The following is a 24,568-nucleotide window of genomic DNA, read 5'->3' as shown; positions in this document are numbered from 1 at the left end:
TCAGTACTTCCTCTCCATGGGCTGGTAGCGCGTCACGGTGACCGGCTTCCAGTCGAGCTGGATGTGATCGGATGCCTCGGACGAGTGCGGGTCGCCCGTGAGGTAGGCCATCGTGTGCTGCATGTAGTTCTCGTCGTCGCGGTTGGGGAAGTCGTCGCGCATGTGCCCGCCGCGGCTCTCTTCACGGTTCCGCGCGGAGTACACGACGACCTCGGCGAGGTCGAGCAGGAACCCGAGCTCGACCGCCTCGAGCAGGTCGGTGTTGAACCGCTTGCCCTTATCTTGCACGGAGATCTGCTTGTACCGCTCGCGGAGGCCCGCGATGACCTTCGTCACGTGGGCCAGGGACTCGTCGGTGCGGAACACCTGCGCGCCCTTGTCCATCTCGTCCTGGAGCTCCTTGCGGATCGCGGCGATCCGCTCGGTGCCGGTGGATGCGCTGAGCTGCGACAGCAGCTCGCGGATCTCGTGCGCCGGGTCATCCGGAAGCGGCGTGAAGTCCGCGGTCTTGACGTACTCGACCGCGTTGCGGCCCGCGCGCTTGCCGAACACGTTGATGTCGAGCAGCGAGTTCGTGCCGAGGCGGTTCGAGCCGTGCACCGAGACGCACGCGCACTCGCCTGCGGCGTAGAGGCCGGGCACGACCGTGGTGTTGTCGGAGAGGACCTCGGCGTTCACGTTCGTCGGGATGCCGCCCATGGCGTAGTGCGCGGTCGGCATGACCGGCACGGGCTCGTAGACCGGGTCGACGCCGAGGTAGGTGCGCGCGAACTCGGTGATGTCGGGGAGCTTGGTCTCGAGCACCTCTGCACCGAGGTGCGTGCAGTCGAGCAGCACGTAATCCTTGTGCGGGCCGGCACCGCGGCCCTCGGCCACCTCTTGCACCATGCAGCGCGCGACGATGTCGCGCGGCGCGAGGTCTTTGATGGTCGGCGCGTAGCGCTCCATGAACCGCTCGCCGGAGGCGTTGCGGAGGATCGCGCCCTCACCGCGTGCACCCTCGGTGAGCAGGATGCCGAGGCCCGCGAGGCCGGTCGGGTGAAACTGGAAGAACTCCATGTCCTCGAGCGGCAGGCCCTTGCGCCAGATGATGCCGACGCCGTCACCCGTGAGGGTGTGCGCGTTCGACGTGGTCTTGTAGATCTTGCCGAAGCCGCCCGTCGCGAAGATCACGGCCTTGGCCTGGAAGACGTGCAGCTCGCCCGTGGCGAGCTCGTAGGCCACCACGCCGGAGGGCTTCTTCGTGACGGTGCCGTCTTCGCCGACGACGTCGGTCATCACGAGGTCGAGCGCGTAGTACTCGTTGTAGAATTCGATGCCGAGCCTGACGCAGTTCTGGAACAGCGTCTGCAGGATCATGTGGCCCGTGCGGTCGGCGGCGTAGCAGGCCCGGCGCACCGGCGCCTTGCCGTGATCGCGCGTGTGCCCGCCGAACCGGCGCTGGTCGATCTTGCCGTCGGGCGTGCGGTTGAACGGCAGGCCCATGTTCTCGAGGTCGATGACCGCGTCGATCGCCTCTTTCGCGAGGATCTCCGCCGCGTCCTGGTCGACGAGGTAATCGCCGCCCTTGACGGTGTCGAACGTGTGCCACTCCCAGCTGTCTTCCTCGACGTTCGCGAGCGCGGCGGCCATGCCGCCCTGCGCGGCGCCCGTGTGCGAGCGCGTCGGGTACAGCTTGGAGATGACCGCGGTCTTCGCACCCGGACCGGCTTCGATCGCCGCGCGCATGCCCGCGCCACCGGCGCCGACGATGACGATGTCGTACTGGTGATAGTGGACTCCGTCGACGACCTTCGTCTCGACGTGCTTCTCCGTGGTCACGAATCTCCTATTGGGCGGAACAGAACGAGGGCAGCAGGTCGGCGGGGGAGCCGGCCGGGCACGGGTCGAAGGTGAAGACGACGAGGGTGCCGAGCACGATCAGCACCACGGCCGAGCCGAAGAGCGCGCCCTTCAGGATCTTCTGCACGGTGCCCGGGTTGGTGTAGTCGTTCACGATCGTGCGCATGCCGTTCGAGCCGTGGATCAGCGCCAGCCAGAGCATGGCGACGTCCCACCACTGCCAGAACGGGTCGGCCCACTTGCCGGCGACGAACCCGAAGTTGATGGCGCTGACGCCCTCGCCGACCAGGAGGTTGACGAACAGGTGGGTGAAGATCAGCACGATCAGCACCACGCCCGAGACGCGCATGTAGATCCAGCCCCACTTCTCGAGGTTGGGGCCGCGCTTGGGTGCGGGGCGGACCGGGGTCCGCGGCGCTTCGATGACAGACACTCGGCGCTCCCTTAGTGGCTGAAGACGTTGATGAGGTGGCGCGGCGTGAAGCCGATCATCGCGATGACCCACAGGCCGATCACGATCCAGAACAGCAGCTTCTGGTGCCGGGTCGCCCAGGCCCAGAAGTCCACGAGGATGATGCGCAGGCCGTTGAACGCGTGGAACACGATGGCGCCTACGAGTGCGACCTCGCCGATGCCCATGATGGGCGTCTGGTAGGTGTGGATGACCGCGTTGTACGCCTCGGGACTCACCCGCACCAGTGCGGTGTCGAGGATGTGCACGAGGAGGAAGAAGAAGATCGCGACCCCGGTGATCCGGTGCAGCACCCACGACCACATGCCCTCGCGGCCGCGATACAGCGTGCCGCCCGGTCGCTCTTTGACCGGCTGAGGTGTGGTCAGGGTTCCTGCCTGCGTCTCTGGCATGAACACCCCTCCATGGCTGTGCGAGCCCGCTCGGAACGGCGGGCAGGCGGGCGCGTCGGCCCGCATGCGAGTCTAGCCCGGCGTCTCGGCGCCCGCCCCTTAGGCCGCCCTAACTGTCTCGACGTCGAGACACCCGCCGTGACACCCGGGTCTGCGCCGCTTCGGGTGGTGGGCGGTCGCGGATACGCTGGCCTGATGCAGGATGCACCTCTCGAGCGGTTCTACAGCGTGATCCCCGCCGGCGGCGTGGGATCGCGCCTCTGGCCGCTCTCGCGCGCCGACGCCCCCAAGTTCCTGCACGACCTCACCGGGTCGGGGCAGACGCTCCTCAAGGACACGTGGGACCGGCTCTCGCCCATCTCGGGCGAGCAGCGCATCATGGTCGTCACCGGCCGGGCGCACCGCGCCGCGGTGGAGACCCAACTGCCCGACCTGCACGACCGCAACATCGTGCTGGAGAGCGAGCCGCGCGATTCGACCGCGGCGATCGGCCTCGCCGCGGCGATCCTCGAGCGCCGGGAGCCCGGCGTGATCATCGGCTCCTTCGCGGCCGACCACGTGATCTCGGGCAATGCCCTCTTCCGGCAGGCGGTCGTCGAGGCGATCGCGGCCGCCGACGACGGCTACATCGTGACCATCGGCATCACGCCGACCGAGCCGGCGGTCGGGTTCGGCTACATCGAGACCGGCGACGACCTCGAGGTGAGCGGTGCCGACCACGTCGAATCGGTCGCGAGCTTCGTCGAGAAGCCCGACCTCGAGACGGCGAGGCGCTACCTCGCGAGCGGCCGCCACCTCTGGAATGCGGGCATGTTCATCGCGCGCGCCGACCGGCTCCTCGAAGAGATCGCCCGCACCAAGCCCGACCTGCACGCCGGGCTCATCGAACTCGCCGAGGCGTGGGACGACCCGGGCACGCGCGGCCCAGCGGTCGATCGCATCTGGCCCACGCTCGAGAAGATCGCGATCGACTATGCCGTCGCCGAGCCCGCGGCCGCAGCCGGGCGGCTCGCGGTCGTGCGCGGGCACTTCCAATGGGACGACGTCGGGGACTTCGCGTCGCTGGCCAAACTCAACACGGCCGGGCGCTCGGGCGAGCTCGCCATCCTCGGTGAGAACGCGCGCGTGCTCGCCGACGCGTCGAGCGGCATCGTGGTGAGTCGCGCGAACCGCGTCATCAGCCTCATCGGCGTGCACGACATCGTGGTCGTCGACACGCCCGATGCGCTGCTCGTGACCACGAGCGAGCACGCTCAGCGCGTGAAGGCCGTCGTCGACGCCCTCCGGCTGGGCGGATCGAGCGACGTGCTGTAGAGCGACGTGCTGTAGAGAGAGGAGCGACGGATGCTTCGGACACGACGTCTCACCGCCCTGGGGGCCGTGGCCGCGGCATCCCTCGTCCTGGTCGCGTGCGCGAGCGCGCCCGAGTCGGGCGGCGAGGCCGCCGGCAGCGAGGTCTGCGCGCGGATGGTGACCAACTCGGGCGGTCTCGAGGACCGCTCGTTCAACCAGTCGAGCTGGGAGGGCCTGCAGCTCGCCGAGGAAGAGCTCGGGGTCGAGTCCGAGGCGCTGGTGTCGACGGGTGAGACCGACCTCGCCCCCAATGTGCAACAGGCCGTCGACTCGGGGTGTCAGCTCATCGTCACGGTCGGCTGGGAGCTCGCGGAGGCGACGAGCGAGCAGGCCGAGGCCAATCCCGACCTCGCGTTCGCGATCGTCGACGAGACGGTCGAGGCCGACAACGTCAAGCCGGTCGTCTTCGACACGGCGCAGGCGGCGTTCCTCGCCGGGTACCTGGCCGCGGGCGTGAGTACGACCGGTGTGGTCGCCACGTTCGGCGGCGGGAACCAGCCGCCGGTCACGCTGTTCATGGACGGGTTCGTCGACGGGGTGGCTGCCTACAATGCCGCGCACGGTACGGCGGTCCGGGCGCTGGGCTGGGACAAGGCGGCGCAGGACGGCTCGTTCACGGGGGACTTCGAGGACATCAACAAGGGCAAGGTGCTCGCCGAGGGGTTCATCGATCAGGGCGCCGACGTGCTGCTCCCGGTCGCCGGGCAGGTCGGCGAGGGCGCGACCGCCGCCGCCGTCGAGCGCGACGGCGTCTCGGTCATCTGGGTCGACAGCGACGGCTACGAGACGCTCCCCGCCGAGTACCGTCCGGTGCTGCTCACGAGCGTGCTGAAGAACACCCAGCAGGCCATGGTGGAGATCGTCGGCGACGTGGTCGATGAGACGTTCACGAACGAGCCCTACGTGGGCACGCTCGAGAACGGCGGCGTCGAGATCGCGCCGTTCCACGACCTGGCGAGCCTCGTCACGCCCGAGCTCGAGGCGGAGATCGACGGTCTGCGGCAGCAGATCATCTCCGGTGAGCTCGTCGTCGAGTCGCCGAGCGCACCCTGATCCGGGCGGTCGCGAGCGGAGGATCACCTGCTCATATGAGCAGATTGTCGCTTCTTGATAACCATTGGATGTCGCGTGCGCATCGGGCCGCGGAGCCGCGCGACACATTGGGTAACGTGAGTGCACCACCCCCGCATACGACGTTCGGGGAGCAGTCTTTTGGAGGACACAGTGAGGATCACGACGAAGAAGGCCGCGCTCGGCGGGTTCGCCCTGCTCGGCAGTGCGGTGCTGCTCGCCGGTTGCGCATCCGCTCCCGAGGATTCGGGTGACGGCGGCACCGAGGCGGCCAGCGACTTCCTGCCCTGCATGGTCTCCGACGCGGGCGGGTTCGACGACAAGTCCTTCAACCAGCTCGGCGCCGAGGGCCTCGACGCGGCGGCCGAAGAGCTCGGCGTCGAGCCGATCAAGGTCGAGTCGGCCGCTGAGACCGACTACAACGCGAACCTGACGAGCCTCGTCGACCAGGGCTGCAACGCCATCGTCACGGTCGGCTTCCTGCTCGCGCCCGCCGCGCTCGAGTCGGCCACCGCGAACCCCGACATCGACTACGTCTCGATCGACGACCCGGTGGACCAGGACTTCGACGGCACCACCGACGCCGACAACATCAAGCCGATCATCTTCGACACCGCCCAGGCCGCGTTCCTCGCGGGCTACCTCTCGGCCGGTGTCTCGCAGACCGGTGCCGTGGGCACCTTCGGCGGCATGAACATTCCGACGGTGACCATCTTCATGGACGGCTTCGCGCAGGGCGTGAGCCACTACAACGAAGAGAACGGCACCGACGTCAAGGTCATCGGCTGGGACACCGCAGCGCAGGACGGCTCCTTCACGGGCGGCTTCGAGGCCAACGACGGCGCACGTCAGGTCGCGCAGGGCATCATCGACCAGAACGTCGACGTGCTGCTGCCCGTCGGCGGCCCGATCTACCAGTCGGCCGCGGTCGCCATCCGCGACTCGGGTCGCGAGATCGCGCTGCTCGGTGTCGACGCCGACGTGTTCGAGACCGACCCGTCGGTCGGTGACCTGCTGCTGACCTCGATCACCAAGGGCATCGACGTGGGTGTCCACGAGGCGATCGTCGAGGCCGGCAACGACGAGTTCGACACGACGCCGTTCGTCGGCACGCTCGAGAACGAGGGCGTCGGTCTCGCGGACTACCACGACTGGACCGACCGCGTTCCGGCCGAGCTCGACGCGAAGATCCAGGAGCTGCGCGACGCGATCATCGCCGGCGACATCACGGTCGAGTCGTACCTCGCCGGATAAGGCGGCAGTGCGGCACTGACAGCTGACAGGCGGGGAGGCCGGCGTGCGCCGGCCTCCCCGCCTCGTGTTTCCGTGCGGCGCGGATGCGCGACATCCGCAACATCTGCGCACCGAGGCCCGCGCCCGCCGACATTTGCGCACGCCCTCCTGCATTCGCAGCCCCAACACTAGGATCGGTGACATGAAACTCGAGCTCCGAGGCATCACGAAAACGTTCGGGACGCTCGTGGCCAACGACCACATCGACCTCACTGTCGAGGCCGGCGAGATCCACTGTCTGCTCGGCGAGAACGGCGCGGGCAAGTCCACCCTCATGAACGTGCTCTACGGCCTCTATCAGGCCGACTCCGGCGAGATCCTGCTGAACGACGAGGTCCAGCACTTCGCCGGTCCCGGCGACGCCATGCGCGCGGGCATCGGCATGGTGCACCAGCACTTCATGCTGATCCCGGTCTTCACGGTCGCCGAGAACGTCATGCTCGGCCATGAAGAGACCAAGCTCGGTGGCCGGCTCGACCTGCAGGCCGCGCGGGCGCGCGTGCGCGAGATCTCCGACCGGTTCGGGTTCGATGTCGATCCCGACGCGCTGGTCGACGACCTGCCCGTGGGTGTGCAGCAGCGGGTCGAGATCATCAAGGCGCTCTCGCGCGACGCGAAGGTGCTCGTGTTCGACGAGCCGACGGCGGTCCTCACCCCCCAGGAGACCGATGAGCTGATGGCGATCATGCGCCAGCTCAAGGCGAGTGGCACGTCGATCGTGTTCATCACGCACAAGCTGCGCGAGGTCCGCGAGGTCGCCGACCGCATCACGGTGATCCGGCTCGGCAAGGTCGTCGGTGAGGCGGCGCCGACCGCGTCGAACGCCGAGCTGGCCTCGCTGATGGTGGGCCGTGCAGTCGAACTGACGGTGCAGAAGGGTGCGCCGAAGCTCGGCGAGCCGGCACTGGTGGTCGACGGGCTCACGGTGATCGATCCGATCGGGCAGCTCGTGGTCAACGATGTGTCGTTCGAGGTCCGCCGCGGTGAGGTCCTCGCGGTCGCCGGCGTGCAGGGCAACGGGCAGACGGAGCTCACCGAGGCCCTGGTGGGCCTGCAGGAGCGCGTGCGCGGCTCGATCCGGCTGGACGGCAACGAGCTGAACGGCGACACCGTGCGCAAGATCCTCAACGCGGGCGTCGGGTTCGTGCCCGAAGACCGAAAGGAAGACGGGCTCGTCGCCGAGTTCACGATCGCCGAGAACCTCATGCTCGACCGTTCCGACGGCGCGCCGTTCGTGAAGGGCGGCAACCTGCAGCGCGGCGCGCTGGCCGACTTCGCCCGCGAGAAGGTCGCGGAGTACGACGTGCGCACGCCCTCGATCGAGACGAAGGTCGGCCGGCTCTCCGGCGGCAACCAGCAGAAGGTCGTCCTGGCGCGCGAGCTCAGCCGTGAGCTTCGACTGCTGGTCGCGGCGCAGCCCACGCGCGGCGTCGACGTCGGTTCGATCGAGTTCATCCACAAGCGCATCGTGGAGTCCCGCGACGCGGGTGTGCCGGTCGTGGTCGTGTCGACCGAGCTCGACGAGGTCACGGCGCTCGCCGACCGGATCATGGTGATGTACCGGGGCCGGGTCGTCGGCATCGTTCCGGGAGATACGTCCCGCGACACGCTCGGCCTCATGATGGCCGGCGAGTCGCCCGACCACGAAGGAGCCGCCGCGTGAGCAGCCCCAACGATCCCGACGTCGCACTCGAGACGGGCTCGCAGGTTCCGCCGGAGACCCCGGTGACGAAGCCCGAGCCCGAGCCTGAGCCCGAGGGGCGCTGGCATCGCGCGTTCCGCGAGATCGCGACCGGCAATGCGATCATCTCGGTGCTCGCCGTCGTGCTGGCGCTCATCGTCGGCGCGATCATGATCGCGTTCACCGACGAGCGCGTGCAAGAGACTTCGGCGTACTTCTTCGCGCGGCCGGGCGACACGCTCGTCGCGATCTGGGACTCGGTCGCCGGCGCCTACACTGCCTTCTTCCAGGGCGCGGTGTACAACTTCCGCCGACCCGACTTCGTGACCGGCATCCGTCCACTCACGGAGACGCTCACCTTCGCGACCCCCTTGATCGCAGCCGGCCTCGGCGTCGCGCTCGCCTTCCGCGTCGGCATGTTCAACATCGGTGGCCGCGGCCAGATGCTCATGGCCGCGGCGGGTGCCGGCTGGGTCGCATTCTCGTTCGACCTCCCGCCCGTGCTGCACATGGTCGTCGCGCTGCTCGTCGGCATGCTCGCCGGTGCACTGTGGGCCGGCATCGCCGGGTTGCTGAAGGCGCGCACCGGCGCGCACGAGGTGATCGTCACGATCATGCTCAACTACGTCGCGCTGTATCTGGTCACGTGGATGCTCCGCACCCCCGGCCTGCTGCAGGCACCCGGCTCCAACAACCCGAAGACGCCGCCGATGAAAGACACGGCGGTGTTCTTCGACCTGCTCGGCCCGCAGTACAACCTGCACTTCGGCTTCGTGCTCTCGATCGCCGCGGTGGTGCTGGTGTGGTGGATCCTCGACCGATCGGCGCTGGGCTTCCAGTTCCGTGCGGTCGGTGAGAACCCGAACGCCGCCAGGGTCGCGGGCATCAACGTCAAGGCGATGTACGTCTACGCGATGCTCATCTCGGGCGCGCTCGTCGGCCTCGCCGGTGTGAGCCAGGTGCTCGGCACCGTCACGACCGGCTTCTCGTCGGGCATCGACGCGGGTATCGGGTTCGACGCGATCACGGTCGCGCTGCTCGGCCGCTCCACGCCCTGGGGCGTGCTCGCCGCCGGCATCCTGTTCGGCGCGTTCAAGGCGGGCGGATTCTCGATGCAGGCCGCCGAGGGCGTGCCGATCGACATCGTCCTCGTCGTGCAGTCGCTCATCGTCCTCTTCATCGCCGCACCGCCGCTGGTGCGGGCCATCTTCCGGCTGCCGGCCCCCGGCGCCGGCCCGAAGCGACCCAGGCCGATCGTGACGAAGGAGGTGGCGGCCAAATGACCATCGCACCTCAGCACCAGGCGGTCTCGCCGCAGGAGCCCGTGCTCGCGAAGACCGTGGTCGTCAGCTGGAAGGCGCCGATCGCGTTCGGCATCGTGACCGTGCTCGCGGCACTGCTGTTCCTGCTCGCGCCGCACGGCGGCGAGGCCACGTTCCGCATCTCGGCCGCGGGCGACGCGGTGCAGCTGCCCGAGGTCGTGCTGAACGCGACGATCACCACCTGGGTGGTCCTGGCGCTGCTCGCGGCGATCACGGCCGCGTCTGCGTTCATGGTCCGAGCACGCCGCAAGGTGCCGATCTGGCTCATGGCGGTCTTCGCCGTGGTGTTCGTCATCGGCTTCCTCACCTGGGCCGCGGCAGGGGCGTCGACGAACGTGATCCCGCTGGCGGGTCTGCTCGCGGGCGCGCTCAGCCTCTCGGTGCCGCTGATCTTCGGTTCGCTCTCCGGCGTGATCTCCGAGCGCGTCGGCGTCATCAACATCGCGATCGAGGGGCAGTTGCTCGCGGGCGCGTTCACGTCCGCGATCGTCGCGTCCGCGACCGGCAACCCGTACCTCGGCCTGCTCGCCGCGGCGGTCGCCGGCGTGCTGGTCTCGTTCGTGCTCGCCGCGTTCTCCATCAAGTACTTCGTCGACCAGGTCATCGTCGGTGTCGTGTTGAACGTGCTGGTCATCGGGTTCACCAGCTTCCTGTTCTCGCAGGTGCTCGCTCCGAACGCGGCGGCGCTGAACTCGCCGCCCCGGTTCGAGCGGATCAACATCCCGATCCTGGCCGACATCCCGATCATCGGGCCCACCTTCTTCCGGCAGACGATCATCGTGTACCTGATGTACATCGCCGTGATCGCCGTCTACATCGGGCTGTTCCACACCAAGTGGGGCCTCCGCCTGCGCGCGGTGGGCGAGCACCCGCAGGCGGCCGACACCGTGGGCATCAACGTGCCGCGCACGAGGTTCTGGAACGTCTCGCTCGCGGGCGCGATCGCGGGCCTGGGCGGGGCGTTCTTCACCCTCGGCTCGGTGGGTGCCTTCAACAAGGAGATGACCGCGGGCGCCGGGTTCATCGCCCTCGCCGCGGTGATCTTCGGCCAGTGGGACCCGATCAAGGCGACGCTCGCCGCGCTGCTGTTCGGCTTCGCGTCGAACCTGCAGAACACCCTCGGCGTGATCGGCTCGCCCGTGCCCAGCGAGTTCCTGCTCATGCTGCCCTACGTGATCACGATCTTCGCCGTCGCCGGGCTCGTGGGCAAGGTCCGCGGCCCCGCCGCGGCGGGCAAGCCCTACATCAAGTCCTGAGGCCGGCGAAGCCTGAGCCGGGCGTGCCGCCGAGGCATCCGGAACCGACCGACCGAACCACCCGAGACGGGGGAACACCATGACCGAATCGGCGACCATCGACTGGCCGCACCTGCGTGAGCTCGCCAGCGAGGCCATGGCCAAGGCGTACGTGCCGTACTCGCAGTTCCCCGTCGGCGCCGCGGCGATCGTCGACGACGGACGCGTCGTCACCGGCGCGAACGTCGAGAACGCGTCGTACGGCGTGACCCTCTGCGCCGAATGCTCGCTCGTGTCGGCGCTCATCATGTCGGGCGGCGGCAAGCTCGTGGCGTTCTCGTGCGTCGACGGGCACGGTCAGACGCTCATGCCGTGCGGGCGATGCCGGCAGCTGCTGTACGAGCACTCCGCAGAGGGCATGCTGCTCGAGACGGTCTCGGGCATCAAGACGATCGACGAGGTGCTGCCCGACGCGTTCGGCCCGCGCACGCTCGCCGCCTACCGCGGCGCACCCGTCGAGGGGGAGTCCGCGTGAGCACTGTGGAAGCGTTCGACGCCGTCGATCTCATCCGCGCGAAGCGCGACGGCCGCGAGCTCGGCACCGCCGAGATCCAGTGGCTGATCGACGCGTACACCCGCGGGTACGTCGCCGACGAGCAGATGTCGGCGATGACCATGGCGATCTTCCTGAACGGCATGGCGCGCCGCGAGATCCGCGACCTCACGATGGCGATGATCGCGTCGGGCGAGCGCATGGACTTCTCGGGGCTCGGCAAGCCGACCGCCGACAAGCACTCGACGGGCGGCGTCGGCGACAAGATCACGTTGCCGCTCATGCCGCTCGTCGCGGTCTTCGGCGTCGCCGTCCCGCAGCTCTCCGGGCGCGGCCTCGGCCACACGGGCGGCACGCTCGACAAGCTCGAGTCGATTCCCGGGTGGCGCGCCGAGCTCACCAACGACGAGATCATGACGCAGCTGCGCGACCACGGCGGCGTGATCTGCGCCGCGGGCGCCGGTCTCGCGCCGGCCGACAAGAAGCTCTACGCGCTCCGGGACATCACCGGCACCGTCGAGGCGATCCCGCTGATCGCGTCGTCGATCATGTCGAAGAAGATCGCGGAGGGCACGGGTGCGCTCGTCCTCGACGTGAAGTTCGGGTCGGGCGCGTTCCTGCAAGACATCGAGCGTTCGCGCGAGCTCGCGCGGACGATGGTCGAGCTCGGCGAAGACGCGGGCGTCGCGACGAGCGCGCTGATCACGAACATGAACGTGCCGCTCGGGCTCACCATCGGCAATGCGAACGAGGTCCGCGAGTCGGTCGAGGTGCTCGGCGGAGGCGGACCGGCCGACGTCCGCGAGCTCACCCTCGCGCTCGCGCGCGAGATGCTCGCGCTCGCCGGGCAGCCCGACGCCGACGTCGAGGCGGCACTCGACGACGGCCGGGCCATGGACGTCTGGCGCGCCACGGTGCGCGCCCAGGGCGGCGATCCGGATGCCCCGCTGCCGGTGTCGCGCGAACAGCACGTCGTCACGGCCGACCGCGACGGGGTGCTCGTCGCGCAGGAAGCGCTGCCGTTCGGCATCGCCGCTTGGCGCCTCGGGGCCGGGCGCGCACGCAAAGAGGACCCGGTGCAGCACGCCGCCGGCATCGACCTGCACGCCAAGCCGGGCGACCAGGTGCGCGCCGGGCAACCGCTGTTCACGCTGCACGCCGACGAGCCCGCGCGCTTCGCTCGCGCACTCGAATCGGTCGAGGGCGCGTGGCGCATCGGCGACGAGGGCGACGCGATCGAAGACGGCGGCGCGCTGATCGTGGAGCGCATCGGCAGATAGCGCCGCCGGTCGAGCGGCGTTCACCGCCCGCGAGCCGCGACGCGCGGGCGCAGCTTTGAGATTGCCGAGACTCGTGGACGGCACCGCACACTATCGTTGACCCCGTGGAGACGAATCCGGTGTACCGACTCGAGGGCGACGGCGCTGACCTGTGGGCCCTGCCCAAGATCTCGCTACACGACCACCTCGACGGCGGCGTGCGACCTCAGACCCTCATCGAGCTCGGCGACGCGGTCGGGCTCGAGGTGCCGGCCTCCGACGTCGAGTCGCTGACCGAGTGGTTCTCGGTGCAGTCCAACTCGGGCTCGCTGGTCGAGTACCTGAAGACGTTCGACCTGACGACCGCGGTCATGCAGACCCGCGAGGGCCTCACCCGCGTCGCTCGCGAGTTCGTGCACGACCTGGCTGCCGACGGCGTGATCTACGGCGAGGTGCGCTGGGCGCCCGAGCAGCATCTCACCCGCGGACTCACGCTCGACGAGGCCGTCGAAGCCGTGCAGGCCGGCCTCGAACAGGGCGCCGACGACGTGCGGCATCAGGGGCGGAGCATCCGCACCGGCCAGCTGATCACCGCCATGCGGCACGCCGATCGCGGCCTCGAGATCGCGGAGCTCGCGGTGCGCCACCGCGAACGCGGCGTCGTCGGGTTCGACATCGCCGGCGCTGAAGCCGGCTTCCCGGCGAGCCGGCACCGCACCGCGTTCGACTACCTCGCCGGCCAGTTCCTCCCGGTCACCGTGCACGCGGGCGAGGCCGACGGCATCGAGTCGATCCGTGGCGCGCTCGTCGACGGCCGGGCGCTCCGGCTCGGCCACGGTGTGCGCCTCGCCGAAGACCTCGTCATCGAACGCCAAGACGACGAGAACACCTACGTGTCGCTCGGCCCGGTCGCGCAGTGGGTGCGCGATCGTGAGATCGCGCTTGAGACGAGTCCGTCGTCGAACCTGCAGACGGGTGCCATCGCGGCCTGGGGCGACGAGCTCGTCGACCACCCGTTCGATCTGCTTTACCAGCTCGGCTTCCGGGTCACCGTGAACACCGACAACCGGCTGCAATCGGGCACCACCCTCACGCGGGAGCTCGCCCTGCTCTCCGACGCGTTCGGCTACGACCTCGACGACCTCGAGGCGTTCCAGCTCAATGCGGCCGCCGCGGCGTTCCTGCCGCTCGACGACCGCGAAGAGCTCGCCGAGCAGATCGAAGACGGCTTCGACGCCGCGTGACCCGATGACCGTGCTCCCACCCGTACCCGACGCAGCCATCGTGCTCGGCGCAGAGGCTGCCGACTGGCGCGCCGCGGTGCGGCTCGTCGGCCGGGCGCTCACGCGGTCGGGTGCCACGAGCTCGGACTACGCCGAACGCATGATCGCGGTCGTGGAGGAGTTCGGCGCGTACATCGTGATCGCGCCGGGTCTCGCGCTCGCGCACGCGCGGCCCGGCCCCGATGTGCGACGTGACGGCCTCGCCGTGGTGACGCTCGCGACGCCGGTGGCGTTCGGGCACCCGCACAACGACCCTGTGCGCGTCGTGCTCGGCGTCGCGGTGTCGAACGCCGAGGCGCACGTCGCCTTCGTCGCCGCACTCGCGAACGCCTTCAACGATCCAGGCGCGGTGCCCCGCGTCGCCGCCGCGTCCACGGCCGACGAGGTGCGCGAGGTGCTCGGCGTGGGTGCCGCAGAGGTGGGGGCATGAAGATCGTCGCGGTGTGCGGGGTGGGCGTCGGGACGTCCGCGATCCTCAAGGCGAACGCCGAACGCGCGCTCGACCGGCTGGACCTCGAGGCCGAGGTCACGGCGAGCGGACTCGGCGAGGTCGCCGGGGCCGCGTCCGACGCGCAGATCGTGCTGACGTCGACCGAGCTGTCGGCCCAGGTGCGCGCCGCGCTCGGCCGCACGTCGTCCGAGATCATCGAGGTCGGCAACTACTTCGACGTCGACGAGATCGCCCGCCACCTCGCCCGTTCGCTCGCCTGACCCACCCCACCCCTTCGCCGAGTGATGTCGATCTGTCTCGAGTGATGACGATCTGAGGGTGCGCCTGGCGCATATCGTCAACACTCGGCGCCGGCCGGGGCGGGGTCAGGCGACCAGGGTGCGGAGCGCGGCTTCCAGCTCGGCGACGGTGGCGGATGCCGCGGAGCGGCGTTCGGCCACGGATCCCTCCGCCGAGACGGCATCGATGTAGATCTTGAGCTTCGGCTCGGTGCCGCTCGGGCGCACCATGACCCGGCTGCCGCCCTCGAGCACGATCCGCAGCACATCAGACGGCGGCAGATCTTCGAACCCGTCGGCGAGGTCGTCGATGCGCTCGACCCGGTGCTCGCCGAGCGAGGCCGGCGGGTGCTTCCGGAGCTCGGCCATGACCGCGGCGATGCGCGAGAGGTCGGTCACCCGAATCGAGATCTGCGCCGAGGCGAAGCATCCGAATCGCGCGACGAAGTCGTCGAGGTGATCGGCCACCGTGCGCCCCGCTGCCCTGAGCCCTGTCGCGAGATCGAGGAACGCGAGCGCCGCCGAGATGCCGTCTTTGTCGCGCACGGTGTGCGCGTTCACGAGGTATCCGAGCGCCTCCTCGAAGCCGAACACGATGCCGGGAGCGCGCGAGATCCACTTGAATCCCGTCAGGGTGGCGCGGAAATCGAGCCCGTAGGCGTCAGCGATCGTCTGGAGACCGGGCGACGAGACGATCGAGCAGGCGAGGGTGCCGTCGCCCCCGCCGTCGGGGCCCGCGGCGAGCTCGGCGGCCCGCCAGCCGAGCAGCAGGCCGACCTCGTTGCCGGTGAGCCGCCGGTAGCCATCGTCGGTGGACGCGTCGGGGATCGCGACGGCGAGCCGATCGGCGTCGGGGTCGTTGGCGATGATCAGCTCGGCGCCGACCTCACGTGCCCGGGCGAACGAGAGGTCCATGGCCCCAGGCTCCTCGGGGTTCGGGAACGACACCGTCGGGAACGCCGCGTCGGGCGCGATCTGCGCGTCGACCACGACCGGCGGGGCGAAGCCCGCGGCCTCGAGCACGCGGGCGAACGTCTCCCACCCGACGCCGTGCATCGCGGTGTAGACGGTGTTCGGCTGGCTCGCGCCGGCCGATGCGGCGTTCGAGGCCACCTGCGCGGTCTCACGCACGTAGGCGTCCACGACCGACTCCGGGGCGGTCTCGAACCCCCCGCGTGGCAGGTCGCCCACCGAGCCGCCGTCGGCGACCCGCTGGATGTGCGCCGCGATCTCGGCGTCGACCGGCGCGACGATCTGCGACCCGCCGTGCTCGCCGCCGAGGTACACCTTGTAGCCGTTGTCGTTCGGCGGGTTATGGCTCGCCGTGACCATGACGCCCGCGCTCGCGTCGAGGTGCCGTACCGCGAACGCGAGCACGGGGGTCGGCAGCAGCCGGGGGAGCAGGATGGCGCGCACGCCCGCGCCGGCCATGATCTCGGCGGAGTCCCGTGCGAACACGTCCGAGTTCTTGCGCCCGTCGTACCCGATGACGACCGACGGGGTGGTGCCGGGCCGGGCGTGCTCGACGAGGTACGCCGCGAGGCCGGCCGCGGCCTGCGAGACGAGCACCCGATTCATGCGGTTCGGCCCGGCCGCGATCTCGCCGCGGAGCCCTGCGGTGCCGAACTCGAGCCTGCGGTCGAAACGATCCGCGAGTTCGGTCAGCGCGGCCTGATCGCCGGCGCGACCGGCCTCGACGAGGCCGCCGAGCTCGTCGCGCGTCTCGGGATCGGGATCCTGCGCGATCCACGATGCCGCGAGCGCGATGCGCCGCGCGTCGTCCTCGGACAGCTTGACGTCCACCATCGGTGCCTCCTCCAGGTGAGCGATTCCCTCGTGCCGGTCGTGCTACAGCGCGTCGACGATGTCGGCGAGCAGCTTGGAGATCACGGGCTCGGCCGTGCGGCCGGCCTCGATGACCTCCTCATGACTGAGCGGGGTCTTCTGGATGCCCGCGGCGAGGTTGGTCACGAGCGACATGCCGAGGATCTCCATGCCGGCCTCGCGCGCGGCGATGGCCTCGAGCGCCGTGGACATTCCGACGATGTGACCTCCGATGGTCTTCGCCATCTGCACCTCGGCGGGCGTCTCGTAGTGGGGGCCGCGGAACTGGCAGTACACGCCCTCGTCGAGCGAGGGGTCGATCGATCGCGCCAGGTCGCGCAGTCGCGCGGAATACAGGTCGGTGAGGTCGATGAAGGTCGCGCCCTCGAGGGGCGAGTCGGCCGTGAGGTTGAGGTGGTCGCTGATGAGCACGGGCGTCCCCGGCGTCCAATGCGCCTTGATGCCCCCGGCGCCGTTGGTCAGGATCATCACCGAGGCCCCGGTGGCGGCCGCCGTGCGCACCGAATGCACCACCCGGCGCACGCCGTGGCCCTCGTAGTAGTGGGTGCGGGCACCGATGACGAGCGCACGCCTGCCGTTCGGCAGCAGCACCGAGCGCAGCGTGCCGACGTGCCCTTCGAGTGCCGGCTTCGAGAAGCCGGGCACGTCGGTCGCCGGGATCGTGTGCGTGGTCTCACCGATGAGATCGGCGGCCTTGCCCCAGCCCGAGCCGAGCGTGAGCGCCACGTCGTGGCGAGCGACGCCGGTGAGCTCGGCGATCCGGTCGGCCGCTTCTTGAGCGATGACGAAGGGGTCGGCGGCCGGGTCGTCGAGCGGGTTCTGATCCTGCATCCCCCCATGCTAGTGAGGCGGCGGATGCCTCGGGCGGCCCTGCTCGTTTGGTGGCCCATCGCCCGCTGAGACAGAATGTGAGCATGGCCTACGAGTTCGAGCGCACCCAGAGAATCGCCGTCCTCGGAGGCGGTCCGGGTGGGTACGAGGCCGCGCTCGCCGGCGCCCAATTGGGTGCAGAGGTCACCCTCGTCGAGCGCTCGGGCGTCGGTGGTTCGGCCGTGCTCACCGATGTGGTCCCCTCGAAATCGCTGATCGCGACCGCCGAGGCATCCAACGCCGTGAAGGAGGCCGCCGATCTCGGCGTGCAGTTCTACGCGAAGGGCGACGCCGAGCACGCGAAGGCCATGAAGCCGCAGGTCGCGATCAACCTCGCCGCGGTCAACAAGCGACTCCTGGGCCTCGCCGCGCAGCAGTCGCAGGACATGCGTCAGAACCTGCTCGAGGCGGGCGTCAACCTCGTGCAGGGCGAAGGGCGGCTCGACGGACCGAACGCGATCATCGTGTCGACCGCGAAGGGCGGGACCGACTTCGACCGCATCGAAGCAGACACGCTCGTGATCTCGGTGGGCGCCACGCCGCGGGTGCTGCCGACCGCGGTCCCCGACGGCGAGCGGATCCTCACGTGGAAGCAGCTGTACGAGCTGCAGGAGATCCCCGAGCACCTGATCGTCGTCGGCTCGGGCGTCACCGGGGCCGAGTTCGCGTCGGCGTATCGCGCGCTCGGTGCGGCGGTCACGCTCATCTCCAGCCGCGATCAGGTGCTGCCGGGCGAGGATGCGGACGCGGCTGCGGTGATCGAGCGGGTCTTCAAGCGCAACGGCATGAAGGTGCTGAACAAGTCACGCGCCGAGTCCGTCGTGCGCGACGGCGACGGCGTGCTCGCGACGCTCACCGATGGTCGGGAGGTGCGCGGCAGCCACTGCCTCATGGCGGTCGGCGCGGTGCCCAACACGGCCGACCTCGGGATCGCCGAGGCGGGGGTGCAGCTCGCCGAGAGCGGGCACATCCGGGTGAACCGGGTCGCGCGCACGTCGATGCCGAACATCTACGCGGCAGGGGACTGCACGACCTTCCTCCCGCTCGCCTCCGTCGCGTCGATGCAGGGCCGCACGGCGGTGTTCCATGCCATGGGCGACGTCGTCGACCCGCCCGAGAACCGCAACATCACCTCGAACATCTTCACGCAGCCCGAGATCGCCACGGTCGGCTGGACCGAGAAGGAGATCGACGAGGGCATGGTCCCCGGCGTCGTCTACAAGCTGCCGCTGGCCTCCAACCCGCGCGCGAAGATGATGGGGATCCGCGAAGGGTTCGTGAAGCTGTTCGCCTCGAGCGGGTCGGGTGCGATCATCGGTGGGGTGATCGTGGCCCCCAAGGCCTCCGAACTGATCTTCCCGCTCGCGCTCGCGGTCGAGCACCGGCTCACGGTCGACCAGTTCGCCGAGGCGTTCCCGGTGTACCCGTCGCTCACGGGGTCGCTGACCGACGCCGCGCGCGCCATGCACGTCGTGCGCTGAGGTCCCGGCCCTTCGCCGAACCGCTCTCCACAGATCCGCCGATCCCTGCCCCGTATGGGCATATCGGACGTACCCTTGGACGGTCGGCGCCGCGGGGGCGCGCGCCGGCGACGGTGCGTTCGAGGGGGAGCGATGAACCTGCGAGTGAAATCGGTCGAGGCGTCGATCGCCGACGCACACGACGAAGAGCGCAGTCTCAAACGGTCGCTCGGCACGTGGGACCTGGCGCTCATGGGCATCGCCGTCGCGGTGGGCGCCGGGATCTTCTCGGTCGGTGCGCAGGCCGCGGCGAACTTCGCCGGGCCGTCGGTGATCGTCTCCTTCGTGCTCGCCGCGATCACGTGCGGGCTCGCGATCATGTGCTACGCCGAGTTCGCCTCGACGGTGCCGGTCGCGGGCAGCGCGTACACCTTCACGTATGCGACGATGGGCGAGCTCCTCGCCTGGATCATCGGTTGGGACCTGATCCTCGAGATGTTCACGGCCGCGGCCGTGCTCGCGAAGTACTGGGGCGTCTACCTGGGCGAGGCGCTCATGGCGTTCGGGCTGCCGTTCCCGTCGACCCTTGAGATCGGCGGCGTCACGGTCAGCTGGCCGGCATTCCTCATCGTCGCGATCTTCACCGCGCTGCTCGTCGCCGGGACGAAGCTCACGGCGCGCGTGGGCGCCGTGTTCACGCTGATCAAGGTCGGCATCGTGCTGTTCGTGATCGTGGTGGGCTTCTTCTTCGTGCGGGCCGTCAACTTCACGCCGTTCATCCCCGACCCGGTGCCGACCGGTGGCGGCGCCGAAGACGCGTGGACGCAGTCGCTCTTCTCCTGGGCGACCGGCGCCGAGTCGGCGCAGTACGGCGTGTTCGGCATGCTTGCCGCCGCATCCCTCGTGTTCTTCGCGTTCATCGGCTTCGATGTCGTCGCGACCAGCGCCGAAGAGGTCCGGGACCCGCAACGAAGGCTGCCGAAGGGCATCTTCCTCGGGCTGGCCATCGTGACCGTGCTCTACGTGCTCGTCTCGATCGTGATGACCGGCATGGTCTCCTATCGCGAGCTCGCCGAACAGGAGACGCCGTCGCTCGCCACCGCGTTCCGCCTGGTCGGCCAGGATTGGGCGTCGGCGGTGATCTCGCTCGGCGCACTCGCCGGCCTCACGACCGTGATCATGGTGCTGCTGCTCGGGCTGTCGCGCATCGTGTTCGCGCTCAGCCGTGACGGCCTGTTGCCGCGATGGCTGTCGAAGACCACGTCACACGCGAAGACCCCCGCGCGCATCCAGATCATCGGCGGCTTCATCGTCGCGGTCATCGCCGCGTTCACCGATGTCGGGCTGCTCGAGGAGATGATCAACATCGGCACCCTCTCGGCATTCGTGCTCGTGAGCCTCGGCATCGTCGTGCTCCGCCGCACCCGGCCGGACCTCAAGCGCGGGTTCCGGGTGCCGTGGTCGCCCGTCCTGCCGATCCTCTCCGCGGTGCTGTGCTTCTGGCTCATGTTGAACCTCACGACCCTCACCTGGGTGCGCTTCCTCGTCTGGCTGGCGATCGGCGTGCTCATCTACCTGCTCTACGGCCGTCGTCGTTCTCGCCTCGCGGGCGGTGGCGTGAGTGAGGTCGAGCTGCCCACGCCGCAGGGCAGCCTGTAGTTCGCCGGCGCGTTCCGGCGGGCGGCCTGCGCCGCCACGCGCCGGGCGCGCCGACGTTACGATCTCATTTCGTACATTGACGTTGACGTCCGCCCCTGCTGTAGTGGACACTACATACACCCCCACGATGTAGTGACAACGACAGGAGTTGCCGGATGACCGTCGCCGCCGCACCGGTGATCAGCATCGATCGCATCGTCAAACGATTCGGCGACCACACCGTCCTCGACGACGTCAGCCTCGAGATCTCGCCGGGCGAGGTCGTGGTCGTCGTCGGTCCGAGCGGCTCGGGCAAGTCGACACTCTGCCGCTGCATCAACGGCCTCGAGACGATCGAAGGCGGATCCATCACGGTCGAGGGCCGGCCGCTCCCGACGGATGGCCGCGAGCTCACCGCGCTGCGTGCGCGGCTCGGAATGGTCTTCCAGCAGTTCAACCTCTTCCCGCACCTCTCCGTGCTCGAGAACGTGACGCTCGCGCCCCGACTGGTGTCCGGTCGGCGCACCGCGGAGACCGAGGAACTCGGTCTGCGCCTGCTCGATCGAGTCGGCCTCGCCGCGAAGGCGCATGACCGTCCGGCGGCACTCTCGGGAGGTCAGCAGCAGCGGGTCGCGATCGCACGCGCTCTCGCCATGGAGCCGACGGTGCTGCTCTTCGACGAACCGACATCGGCACTGGATCCCGAGACCATCCACGAAGTGCTGGACGTCATGACCGCGCTCGCCGCCGACGGCACGACCATGCTCGTCGTCACGCACGAGATGGGGTTCGCCCGCCGCGCGGCCGACCGTGTCGTATTCATGGCCGACGGCCGGATCGTCGAGCAGTCGACGCCCGAAGCGTTCTTCGGAGCACCGGAGAGCGCCCGCGCCCGAGAGTTCCTCTCGCGGATCCTGCCTCACTGATCGTCCCGGGCCGCTGATCGTCCTGCACCACCACAACGAAGACAGGAGTCACCATGCACCGCACCCCACGTGTCCTGGTCGCCGCCGCGGCGGCGGCCTGCACGACGCTGCTCCTCGCCGCGTGCGCATCGGGCGGCGAGTCCCTCGCCGACGAACCCGAAGGCGCCTCGACGAGCGTCGCCCAGCGTGAAGACCTGCCGAGCGGCCCCGTGCTGGACCGGATCCAGAACGACGGCGAACTCGTCGTCGGGATGCCCGAGGACCTCAAGGGCTTCGCGTTCCTCGATCCGATCAGTGGCGAGTACACCGGATTCGAGGCGGATCTCGCATCGATGCTCGCGGAATACCTGCTGGGCGAGGCATCCGTCCGCCATGTGACCGTCACCGCCGACACCCGTGAGTCGCTGCTGCAGAACGGCACCGTCGACGTCGTGCTGTCCACGTACCAGATCACTGAGCCGCGGCTCGAGAAGATCGACTTCGCCGGCCCGCACATGGAGCTCGGCACCGCCCTGATCTCTACCCCGGACTGGGACGGCGAGATCGCGACCGCAGACGACCTCGCGGGACTCAAGGTCATCACGACCGCCGGTGCCGCGGCCGACTATCTCGGCACCGCAGCCCCCGACGCGACGCCCGTCGTGTTCGACAGCCTGTCCGCGTGCATCCAGGCGCTGAAGGACGGCCGGGGCGACGTGTTCCTCAACAACACCGCCGTCGCGATCGGTCTCGTCGCGGACGACGACGAGCTCGTGCTCGCCGGGTCGTTCGACGCGGCGCTGTTCGGCATCGGCACGTCGAAGGAGGACCCGGCGTTCACCGAGGTCGTGAACGACTTCCTCGAGCAGATCGAGGCGGACGGGCAGTGGGAGCAGGCCTGGGACCGCAATGTCGGCGTGATCACGGGCGAGCCCGCGCCAACGCCGCCGGCCGTCGGCACGCTCTTCCTCGACTGAGCGCGGGCGGGCACATCAGCATGGACGTCGTCCTCGATCATCTCGGGCAGATCCTCGCCGGGCTCGGCGTGACGCTCGTGCTCGCGGTCACGAGCTTCGCGGGCGCACTCGTCTTCGGCGCCGTACTGGGCGTGCTGCGCCTGCTGCCGTTCGGGGTGCTGCAGGCGACGTCGACCGCGGTCATCACGGTCGTCCGCAACATGCCGCTGCTGCTCGTGGTGGTGATCGCGGTCTTCGCGCTGCCGCAGCTCGGCGTCACGCTGCCGCTCGACGTCTGCGTCGCGGTGAGCCTCATGGTCTATTTCGCCTGCTACATCGCCGAGATCCTGCGATCCGGTGTGCAGACCGTCGGCCAGGGCCAGGTCGAGGCGGCGCGCGCGCTCGGACTCAGCGACGCGCGCGCCGCCGTCACCATCGTCGCCCCGCAAGCCGCACTTGCGATGGTGCAGCCGCTCGGCACCATGTTCATCGCGACCCTGCTGTCGACCGCGATCGGATCGATCGTCGGCGTGCTGGAGCTGTCGGGGGTGACCAGGCTGCTGAACGTGCAGTACGCAGAGCCCATCGCCATCTTCGGCACCACCGCGGCGATCTACATCGTGCTCTCGCTCACGATCGGCGGGGCGACCGGATGGCTCGAACGGAAGGTGCGGGTGACCCGATGACCGAGGTGCAGCTCTTCGAGATGCGCGGTCCACGCGCGGCCCGCCGGCGACGGATCGTGAACCTGAGCGCTGCGGCCGTGCTCGCGGCCGCGCTCACCGCACTGCTCGTCGGACTCGGTGCGGCCGGGCAGCTCGATGGCGCGTTGTGGGCGCCGCTGTTCGACTGGGGCGCACAACAGTTCCTGCTCGTCGCACTCGGCAACACGCTGATCGCGGGCGCGACGGCGATCGCGCTCTCGATCCCGCTCGGAGCGATCCTCGCCGCGGCGCGTCTCAGCAGGTCGCGGTTGCTGTCCCTCCTCGCCGCGGGGCTCGTCGAGGTGCTCCGCGCCCTCCCGCTGCTGTTCGTGGTGTACTTCTTCCTCCTCGCGCTGCCCGGCCTCGGGCTTCGGATGCCGCCCTTCTGGCAGCTCGTCGGCGCGATCGTGCTGTACAGCTCCGGTGTCTTCGCCGAGCTGCTCCGCGCCGGAATCCTCGCCCTGCCGAAGGGACAGGCCGAGGCCGGCTTGAGCCTCGGGCTCTCACGCACGCAGGTGATGCTGCGGATCGTGTTCCCGCAGGTCGTTCGCGCGCTCCTGCCGGCACTCATCAGCCAGAGTGTCCGGGTGCTCAAGGAGACCACGCTCGGCTACGTGGTGAGCTATCCGGAGCTGCTGCGCCGCGGACAGACGCTCGGCGAGTTCCTCAGCGGCAGCTTCCTGCAGGTCTACTTCGAGATCGCGGTGATCTTCATCGTCCTGAACGGCGGTCTCAGCTGGCTCGCGGTCGTGCTGAATCGCCGGCTCGACCGGGCGAGAGTGCCGCGCGCGGCTCAGTCGGCGCGTGAGCGGGTGCCCGCGTGACCGCCGCGCTGCAAGGCCGAGCGCAGGCCCGTGAGTCGGGTGGAGCTCTCCGTCGCACGGGTCGGATCGGCGCGCCCGAGCGCGAGCACGAGGGCATCGGTCACGGCGATGGCGGCGAGCGGCTCGCCGCTGAGGCCGCCCGGGGAGAGTGGCGCGCGCAGCACGGCGTGCCGCTCGTGCTCCCCGAGGTCGAGGGTGTCGCTCACGAGGAGCACGCCGCCGCCCAGCCGATCGACCTCGTCGACGAGGACGTCGACCTCGCGGAAGGCGCGACCCGGCGCGTACACGACCGCGACATCGCCGTCGCGGAGGTCGAGGAGGTCGTCCGCGAGCGCGAACCCCATGCCGTCGAAGGTCGTCGCCGGGATGCCGATGCGCCGGAGCCGGCGAGCGAGATAGTCGGCGCAGACCTGCGACGTGCCGACGCCGAACGTCACGACCCGGCGTGCTTCGGCGAGCAGACGCACAGCGCGATCGATCGACTCCGGGGGATTGCGCCGGCCGGTCTCGTCCAGTCGTTCACGCAGTTCGTCGAGCACGGTCATGAGCACATCGCCCGGACGAGTCGCCTCGTCGGCCGTGAGTCGTCGCTCCAGCCGAAGGGCGGGATCGGTGTTCCGCATGAGCGAGTCGCCCACCGCGTGTTTGAGATCCGAGAATCCGGAGAACCCGAGCGACTTCGCCGTACGGATCACCGTGGCATCGCTCGCTCCGGCCGCGTCGGCGAGCTGCAACGCGCTCATGAACACGATTCGATCGGGGTGCGCGGTGATGTAATCCGCCACCGCGCGTTCGGCGCCGCGCAGTGCCGAGCGACGCTCGCGGGCGAGCGGCCACGGGTCCGGCAGGTCCTGGGTCGCGTGCATGCTCAGCCCCGCTTT

At 69.6% G+C, this 24,568-nt stretch carries 23 protein-coding genes; 17 read left to right on the top strand and 6 right to left on the bottom strand.

Annotation, left to right across the window (positions count from 1 at the left end; genetic code table 11):
* The 3 genes from sdhA to sdhC are packed head-to-tail and all read right to left on the bottom strand — an operon-like array spanning position 1 to position 2,706.
* Positions 1–1,821, bottom strand: a complete 1,821-nt coding sequence (gene sdhA / locus QU602_RS12560; protein WP_308796797.1) for a succinate dehydrogenase flavoprotein subunit — start codon at positions 1,819–1,821, stop codon at positions 1–3.
* 7 nt (positions 1,822–1,828) lie between these two features.
* A complete protein-coding gene (locus QU602_RS12555) occupies positions 1,829–2,275 on the bottom strand; it encodes a succinate dehydrogenase hydrophobic membrane anchor subunit (RefSeq protein ID WP_308796796.1) in 447 nt (148 codons plus the stop codon).
* Positions 2,276–2,286: 11 nt separating this feature from the next.
* On the bottom strand, positions 2,287–2,706 hold the full coding sequence (gene sdhC, locus QU602_RS12550) for a succinate dehydrogenase, cytochrome b556 subunit (protein ID WP_308796795.1): 420 nt from the start codon (positions 2,704–2,706) through the stop codon (positions 2,287–2,289).
* A 195-nt stretch (positions 2,707–2,901) separates the two neighbouring features.
* Here sdhC and QU602_RS12545 point away from each other — a divergent pair, with 195 nt between their 5' ends.
* The 11 genes from QU602_RS12545 to QU602_RS12495 all read left to right on the top strand — a co-directional run bounded on the left by QU602_RS12545 (position 2,902) and on the right by QU602_RS12495 (position 14,467).
* Complete coding sequence (locus tag QU602_RS12545; RefSeq protein WP_308796794.1) at positions 2,902–4,020, top strand: mannose-1-phosphate guanylyltransferase; 1,119 nt, start codon at positions 2,902–2,904, stop codon at positions 4,018–4,020.
* A 30-nt stretch (positions 4,021–4,050) separates the two neighbouring features.
* Entirely contained in the window at positions 4,051–5,112 is a 1,062-nt protein-coding gene (locus QU602_RS12540) for a BMP family lipoprotein (RefSeq protein WP_308796793.1), read from the top strand.
* A 171-nt stretch (positions 5,113–5,283) separates the two neighbouring features.
* The gene (locus QU602_RS12535; RefSeq protein WP_308796792.1) at positions 5,284–6,384 is read left to right on the top strand and encodes a BMP family lipoprotein; all 1,101 of its coding nucleotides are present in this window, start codon (positions 5,284–5,286) and stop codon (positions 6,382–6,384) included.
* A gap of 181 nt (positions 6,385–6,565) precedes the next feature.
* On the top strand, positions 6,566–8,086 hold the full coding sequence (locus QU602_RS12530; protein ID WP_308796791.1) for an ABC transporter ATP-binding protein: 1,521 nt from the start codon (positions 6,566–6,568) through the stop codon (positions 8,084–8,086).
* Positions 8,083–9,387, top strand: coding sequence for an ABC transporter permease (locus QU602_RS12525; protein ID WP_373692812.1), 1,305 nt, complete (start codon positions 8,083–8,085; stop codon positions 9,385–9,387). The genes QU602_RS12530 and QU602_RS12525 overlap by 4 nt, the downstream gene beginning before the upstream one ends.
* Positions 9,384–10,682, top strand: coding sequence for an ABC transporter permease (locus tag QU602_RS12520; RefSeq protein WP_308796790.1), 1,299 nt, complete (start codon positions 9,384–9,386; stop codon positions 10,680–10,682). Before QU602_RS12525 ends, QU602_RS12520 begins: the two co-directional genes overlap by 4 nt.
* A 79-nt stretch (positions 10,683–10,761) precedes the next feature.
* Positions 10,762–11,196, top strand: a complete 435-nt coding sequence (locus tag QU602_RS12515) for a cytidine deaminase (RefSeq protein ID WP_308796789.1) — start codon at positions 10,762–10,764, stop codon at positions 11,194–11,196.
* The gene (locus QU602_RS12510) at positions 11,193–12,494 is read left to right on the top strand and encodes a thymidine phosphorylase (RefSeq protein ID WP_308796788.1); all 1,302 of its coding nucleotides are present in this window, start codon (positions 11,193–11,195) and stop codon (positions 12,492–12,494) included. Before QU602_RS12515 ends, QU602_RS12510 begins: the two co-directional genes overlap by 4 nt.
* A gap of 104 nt (positions 12,495–12,598) precedes the next feature.
* Entirely contained in the window at positions 12,599–13,717 is a 1,119-nt protein-coding gene (locus QU602_RS12505) for an adenosine deaminase (RefSeq protein WP_308796787.1), read from the top strand.
* 4 nt (positions 13,718–13,721) lie between these two features.
* Entirely contained in the window at positions 13,722–14,186 is a 465-nt protein-coding gene (locus QU602_RS12500; RefSeq protein ID WP_308796786.1) for a PTS sugar transporter subunit IIA, read from the top strand.
* A complete protein-coding gene (locus tag QU602_RS12495) occupies positions 14,183–14,467 on the top strand; it encodes a PTS sugar transporter subunit IIB (protein WP_308796785.1) in 285 nt (94 codons plus the stop codon). Before QU602_RS12500 ends, QU602_RS12495 begins: the two co-directional genes overlap by 4 nt.
* 105 nt (positions 14,468–14,572) lie before the next feature.
* Here QU602_RS12495 and QU602_RS12490 read toward each other — a convergent pair whose 3' ends face one another.
* Together QU602_RS12490 and QU602_RS12485 are read right to left on the bottom strand one after the other, a co-directional pair.
* A complete protein-coding gene (locus QU602_RS12490) occupies positions 14,573–16,291 on the bottom strand; it encodes a phospho-sugar mutase (protein WP_308796784.1) in 1,719 nt (572 codons plus the stop codon).
* A 42-nt stretch (positions 16,292–16,333) separates the two neighbouring features.
* On the bottom strand, positions 16,334–17,161 hold the full coding sequence (locus QU602_RS12485) for a purine-nucleoside phosphorylase (RefSeq protein WP_308796783.1): 828 nt from the start codon (positions 17,159–17,161) through the stop codon (positions 16,334–16,336).
* An 83-nt stretch (positions 17,162–17,244) separates the two neighbouring features.
* Between QU602_RS12485 and QU602_RS12480 the strand changes: the two genes are divergently transcribed.
* The 6 genes from QU602_RS12480 to QU602_RS12455 all read left to right on the top strand — a co-directional run bounded on the left by QU602_RS12480 (position 17,245) and on the right by QU602_RS12455 (position 23,687).
* A complete protein-coding gene (locus tag QU602_RS12480; protein WP_308796782.1) occupies positions 17,245–18,681 on the top strand; it encodes an NAD(P)H-quinone dehydrogenase in 1,437 nt (478 codons plus the stop codon).
* Between the two features lie 132 nt (positions 18,682–18,813).
* Entirely contained in the window at positions 18,814–20,319 is a 1,506-nt protein-coding gene (locus tag QU602_RS12475) for an APC family permease (protein ID WP_308796781.1), read from the top strand.
* A gap of 155 nt (positions 20,320–20,474) precedes the next feature.
* On the top strand, positions 20,475–21,224 hold the full coding sequence (locus tag QU602_RS12470; RefSeq protein WP_308796780.1) for an amino acid ABC transporter ATP-binding protein: 750 nt from the start codon (positions 20,475–20,477) through the stop codon (positions 21,222–21,224).
* A gap of 53 nt (positions 21,225–21,277) precedes the next feature.
* Complete coding sequence (locus tag QU602_RS12465; protein WP_308796779.1) at positions 21,278–22,180, top strand: transporter substrate-binding domain-containing protein; 903 nt, start codon at positions 21,278–21,280, stop codon at positions 22,178–22,180.
* Between the two features lie 20 nt (positions 22,181–22,200).
* Positions 22,201–22,845 (top strand): amino acid ABC transporter permease, encoded by a 645-nt coding sequence (locus QU602_RS12460; protein WP_308796778.1) that lies wholly within the window; start codon positions 22,201–22,203, stop codon positions 22,843–22,845.
* On the top strand, positions 22,842–23,687 hold the full coding sequence (locus QU602_RS12455) for an amino acid ABC transporter permease (RefSeq protein ID WP_308796777.1): 846 nt from the start codon (positions 22,842–22,844) through the stop codon (positions 23,685–23,687). The genes QU602_RS12460 and QU602_RS12455 overlap by 4 nt, the downstream gene beginning before the upstream one ends.
* Here the strand turns inward: QU602_RS12455 and QU602_RS12450 are convergent.
* A complete protein-coding gene (locus QU602_RS12450) occupies positions 23,657–24,553 on the bottom strand; it encodes a MurR/RpiR family transcriptional regulator (RefSeq protein WP_308796776.1) in 897 nt (298 codons plus the stop codon). The two genes, QU602_RS12455 and QU602_RS12450, sit on opposite strands and share 31 nt — an antisense overlap.
* Between the last annotated feature and the right edge of the window lie 15 nt (positions 24,554–24,568).

The sequence above is a fragment of the Agromyces protaetiae genome (assembly GCF_030866785.1).
Classification (GTDB): domain Bacteria; phylum Actinomycetota; class Actinomycetes; order Actinomycetales; family Microbacteriaceae; genus Agromyces; species Agromyces silvae.
The sequence above is the reverse complement of the archived record's forward strand: the minus strand, read 5'-3'. Positions and strand labels throughout refer to the sequence as shown.

Coding starts and splice junctions, on each gene's coding strand:
- QU602_RS12480 (WP_308796782.1), top strand. CDS start 17,245: ATGGCCTACGAGTTCGAGCGCACCCAGAGAATCGCCGTCCTCGGAGGC.
- QU602_RS12520 (WP_308796790.1), top strand. CDS start 9,384: ATGACCATCGCACCTCAGCACCAGGCGGTCTCGCCGCAGGAGCCCGTG.
- QU602_RS12515 (WP_308796789.1), top strand. CDS start 10,762: ATGACCGAATCGGCGACCATCGACTGGCCGCACCTGCGTGAGCTCGCC.
- sdhC (WP_308796795.1), bottom strand. CDS start 2,706: ATGCCAGAGACGCAGGCAGGAACCCTGACCACACCTCAGCCGGTCAAA.
- QU602_RS12540 (WP_308796793.1), top strand. CDS start 4,051: ATGCTTCGGACACGACGTCTCACCGCCCTGGGGGCCGTGGCCGCGGCA.
- QU602_RS12475 (WP_308796781.1), top strand. CDS start 18,814: ATGAACCTGCGAGTGAAATCGGTCGAGGCGTCGATCGCCGACGCACAC.
- QU602_RS12450 (WP_308796776.1), bottom strand. CDS start 24,553: ATGCACGCGACCCAGGACCTGCCGGACCCGTGGCCGCTCGCCCGCGAG.
- QU602_RS12500 (WP_308796786.1), top strand. CDS start 13,722: ATGACCGTGCTCCCACCCGTACCCGACGCAGCCATCGTGCTCGGCGCA.
- QU602_RS12460 (WP_308796778.1), top strand. CDS start 22,201: ATGGACGTCGTCCTCGATCATCTCGGGCAGATCCTCGCCGGGCTCGGC.
- QU602_RS12455 (WP_308796777.1), top strand. CDS start 22,842: ATGACCGAGGTGCAGCTCTTCGAGATGCGCGGTCCACGCGCGGCCCGC.
- QU602_RS12495 (WP_308796785.1), top strand. CDS start 14,183: ATGAAGATCGTCGCGGTGTGCGGGGTGGGCGTCGGGACGTCCGCGATC.
- QU602_RS12545 (WP_308796794.1), top strand. CDS start 2,902: ATGCAGGATGCACCTCTCGAGCGGTTCTACAGCGTGATCCCCGCCGGC.
- QU602_RS12530 (WP_308796791.1), top strand. CDS start 6,566: ATGAAACTCGAGCTCCGAGGCATCACGAAAACGTTCGGGACGCTCGTG.
- QU602_RS12490 (WP_308796784.1), bottom strand. CDS start 16,291: ATGGTGGACGTCAAGCTGTCCGAGGACGACGCGCGGCGCATCGCGCTC.
- QU602_RS12470 (WP_308796780.1), top strand. CDS start 20,475: ATGACCGTCGCCGCCGCACCGGTGATCAGCATCGATCGCATCGTCAAA.
- QU602_RS12485 (WP_308796783.1), bottom strand. CDS start 17,161: ATGCAGGATCAGAACCCGCTCGACGACCCGGCCGCCGACCCCTTCGTC.
- QU602_RS12465 (WP_308796779.1), top strand. CDS start 21,278: ATGCACCGCACCCCACGTGTCCTGGTCGCCGCCGCGGCGGCGGCCTGC.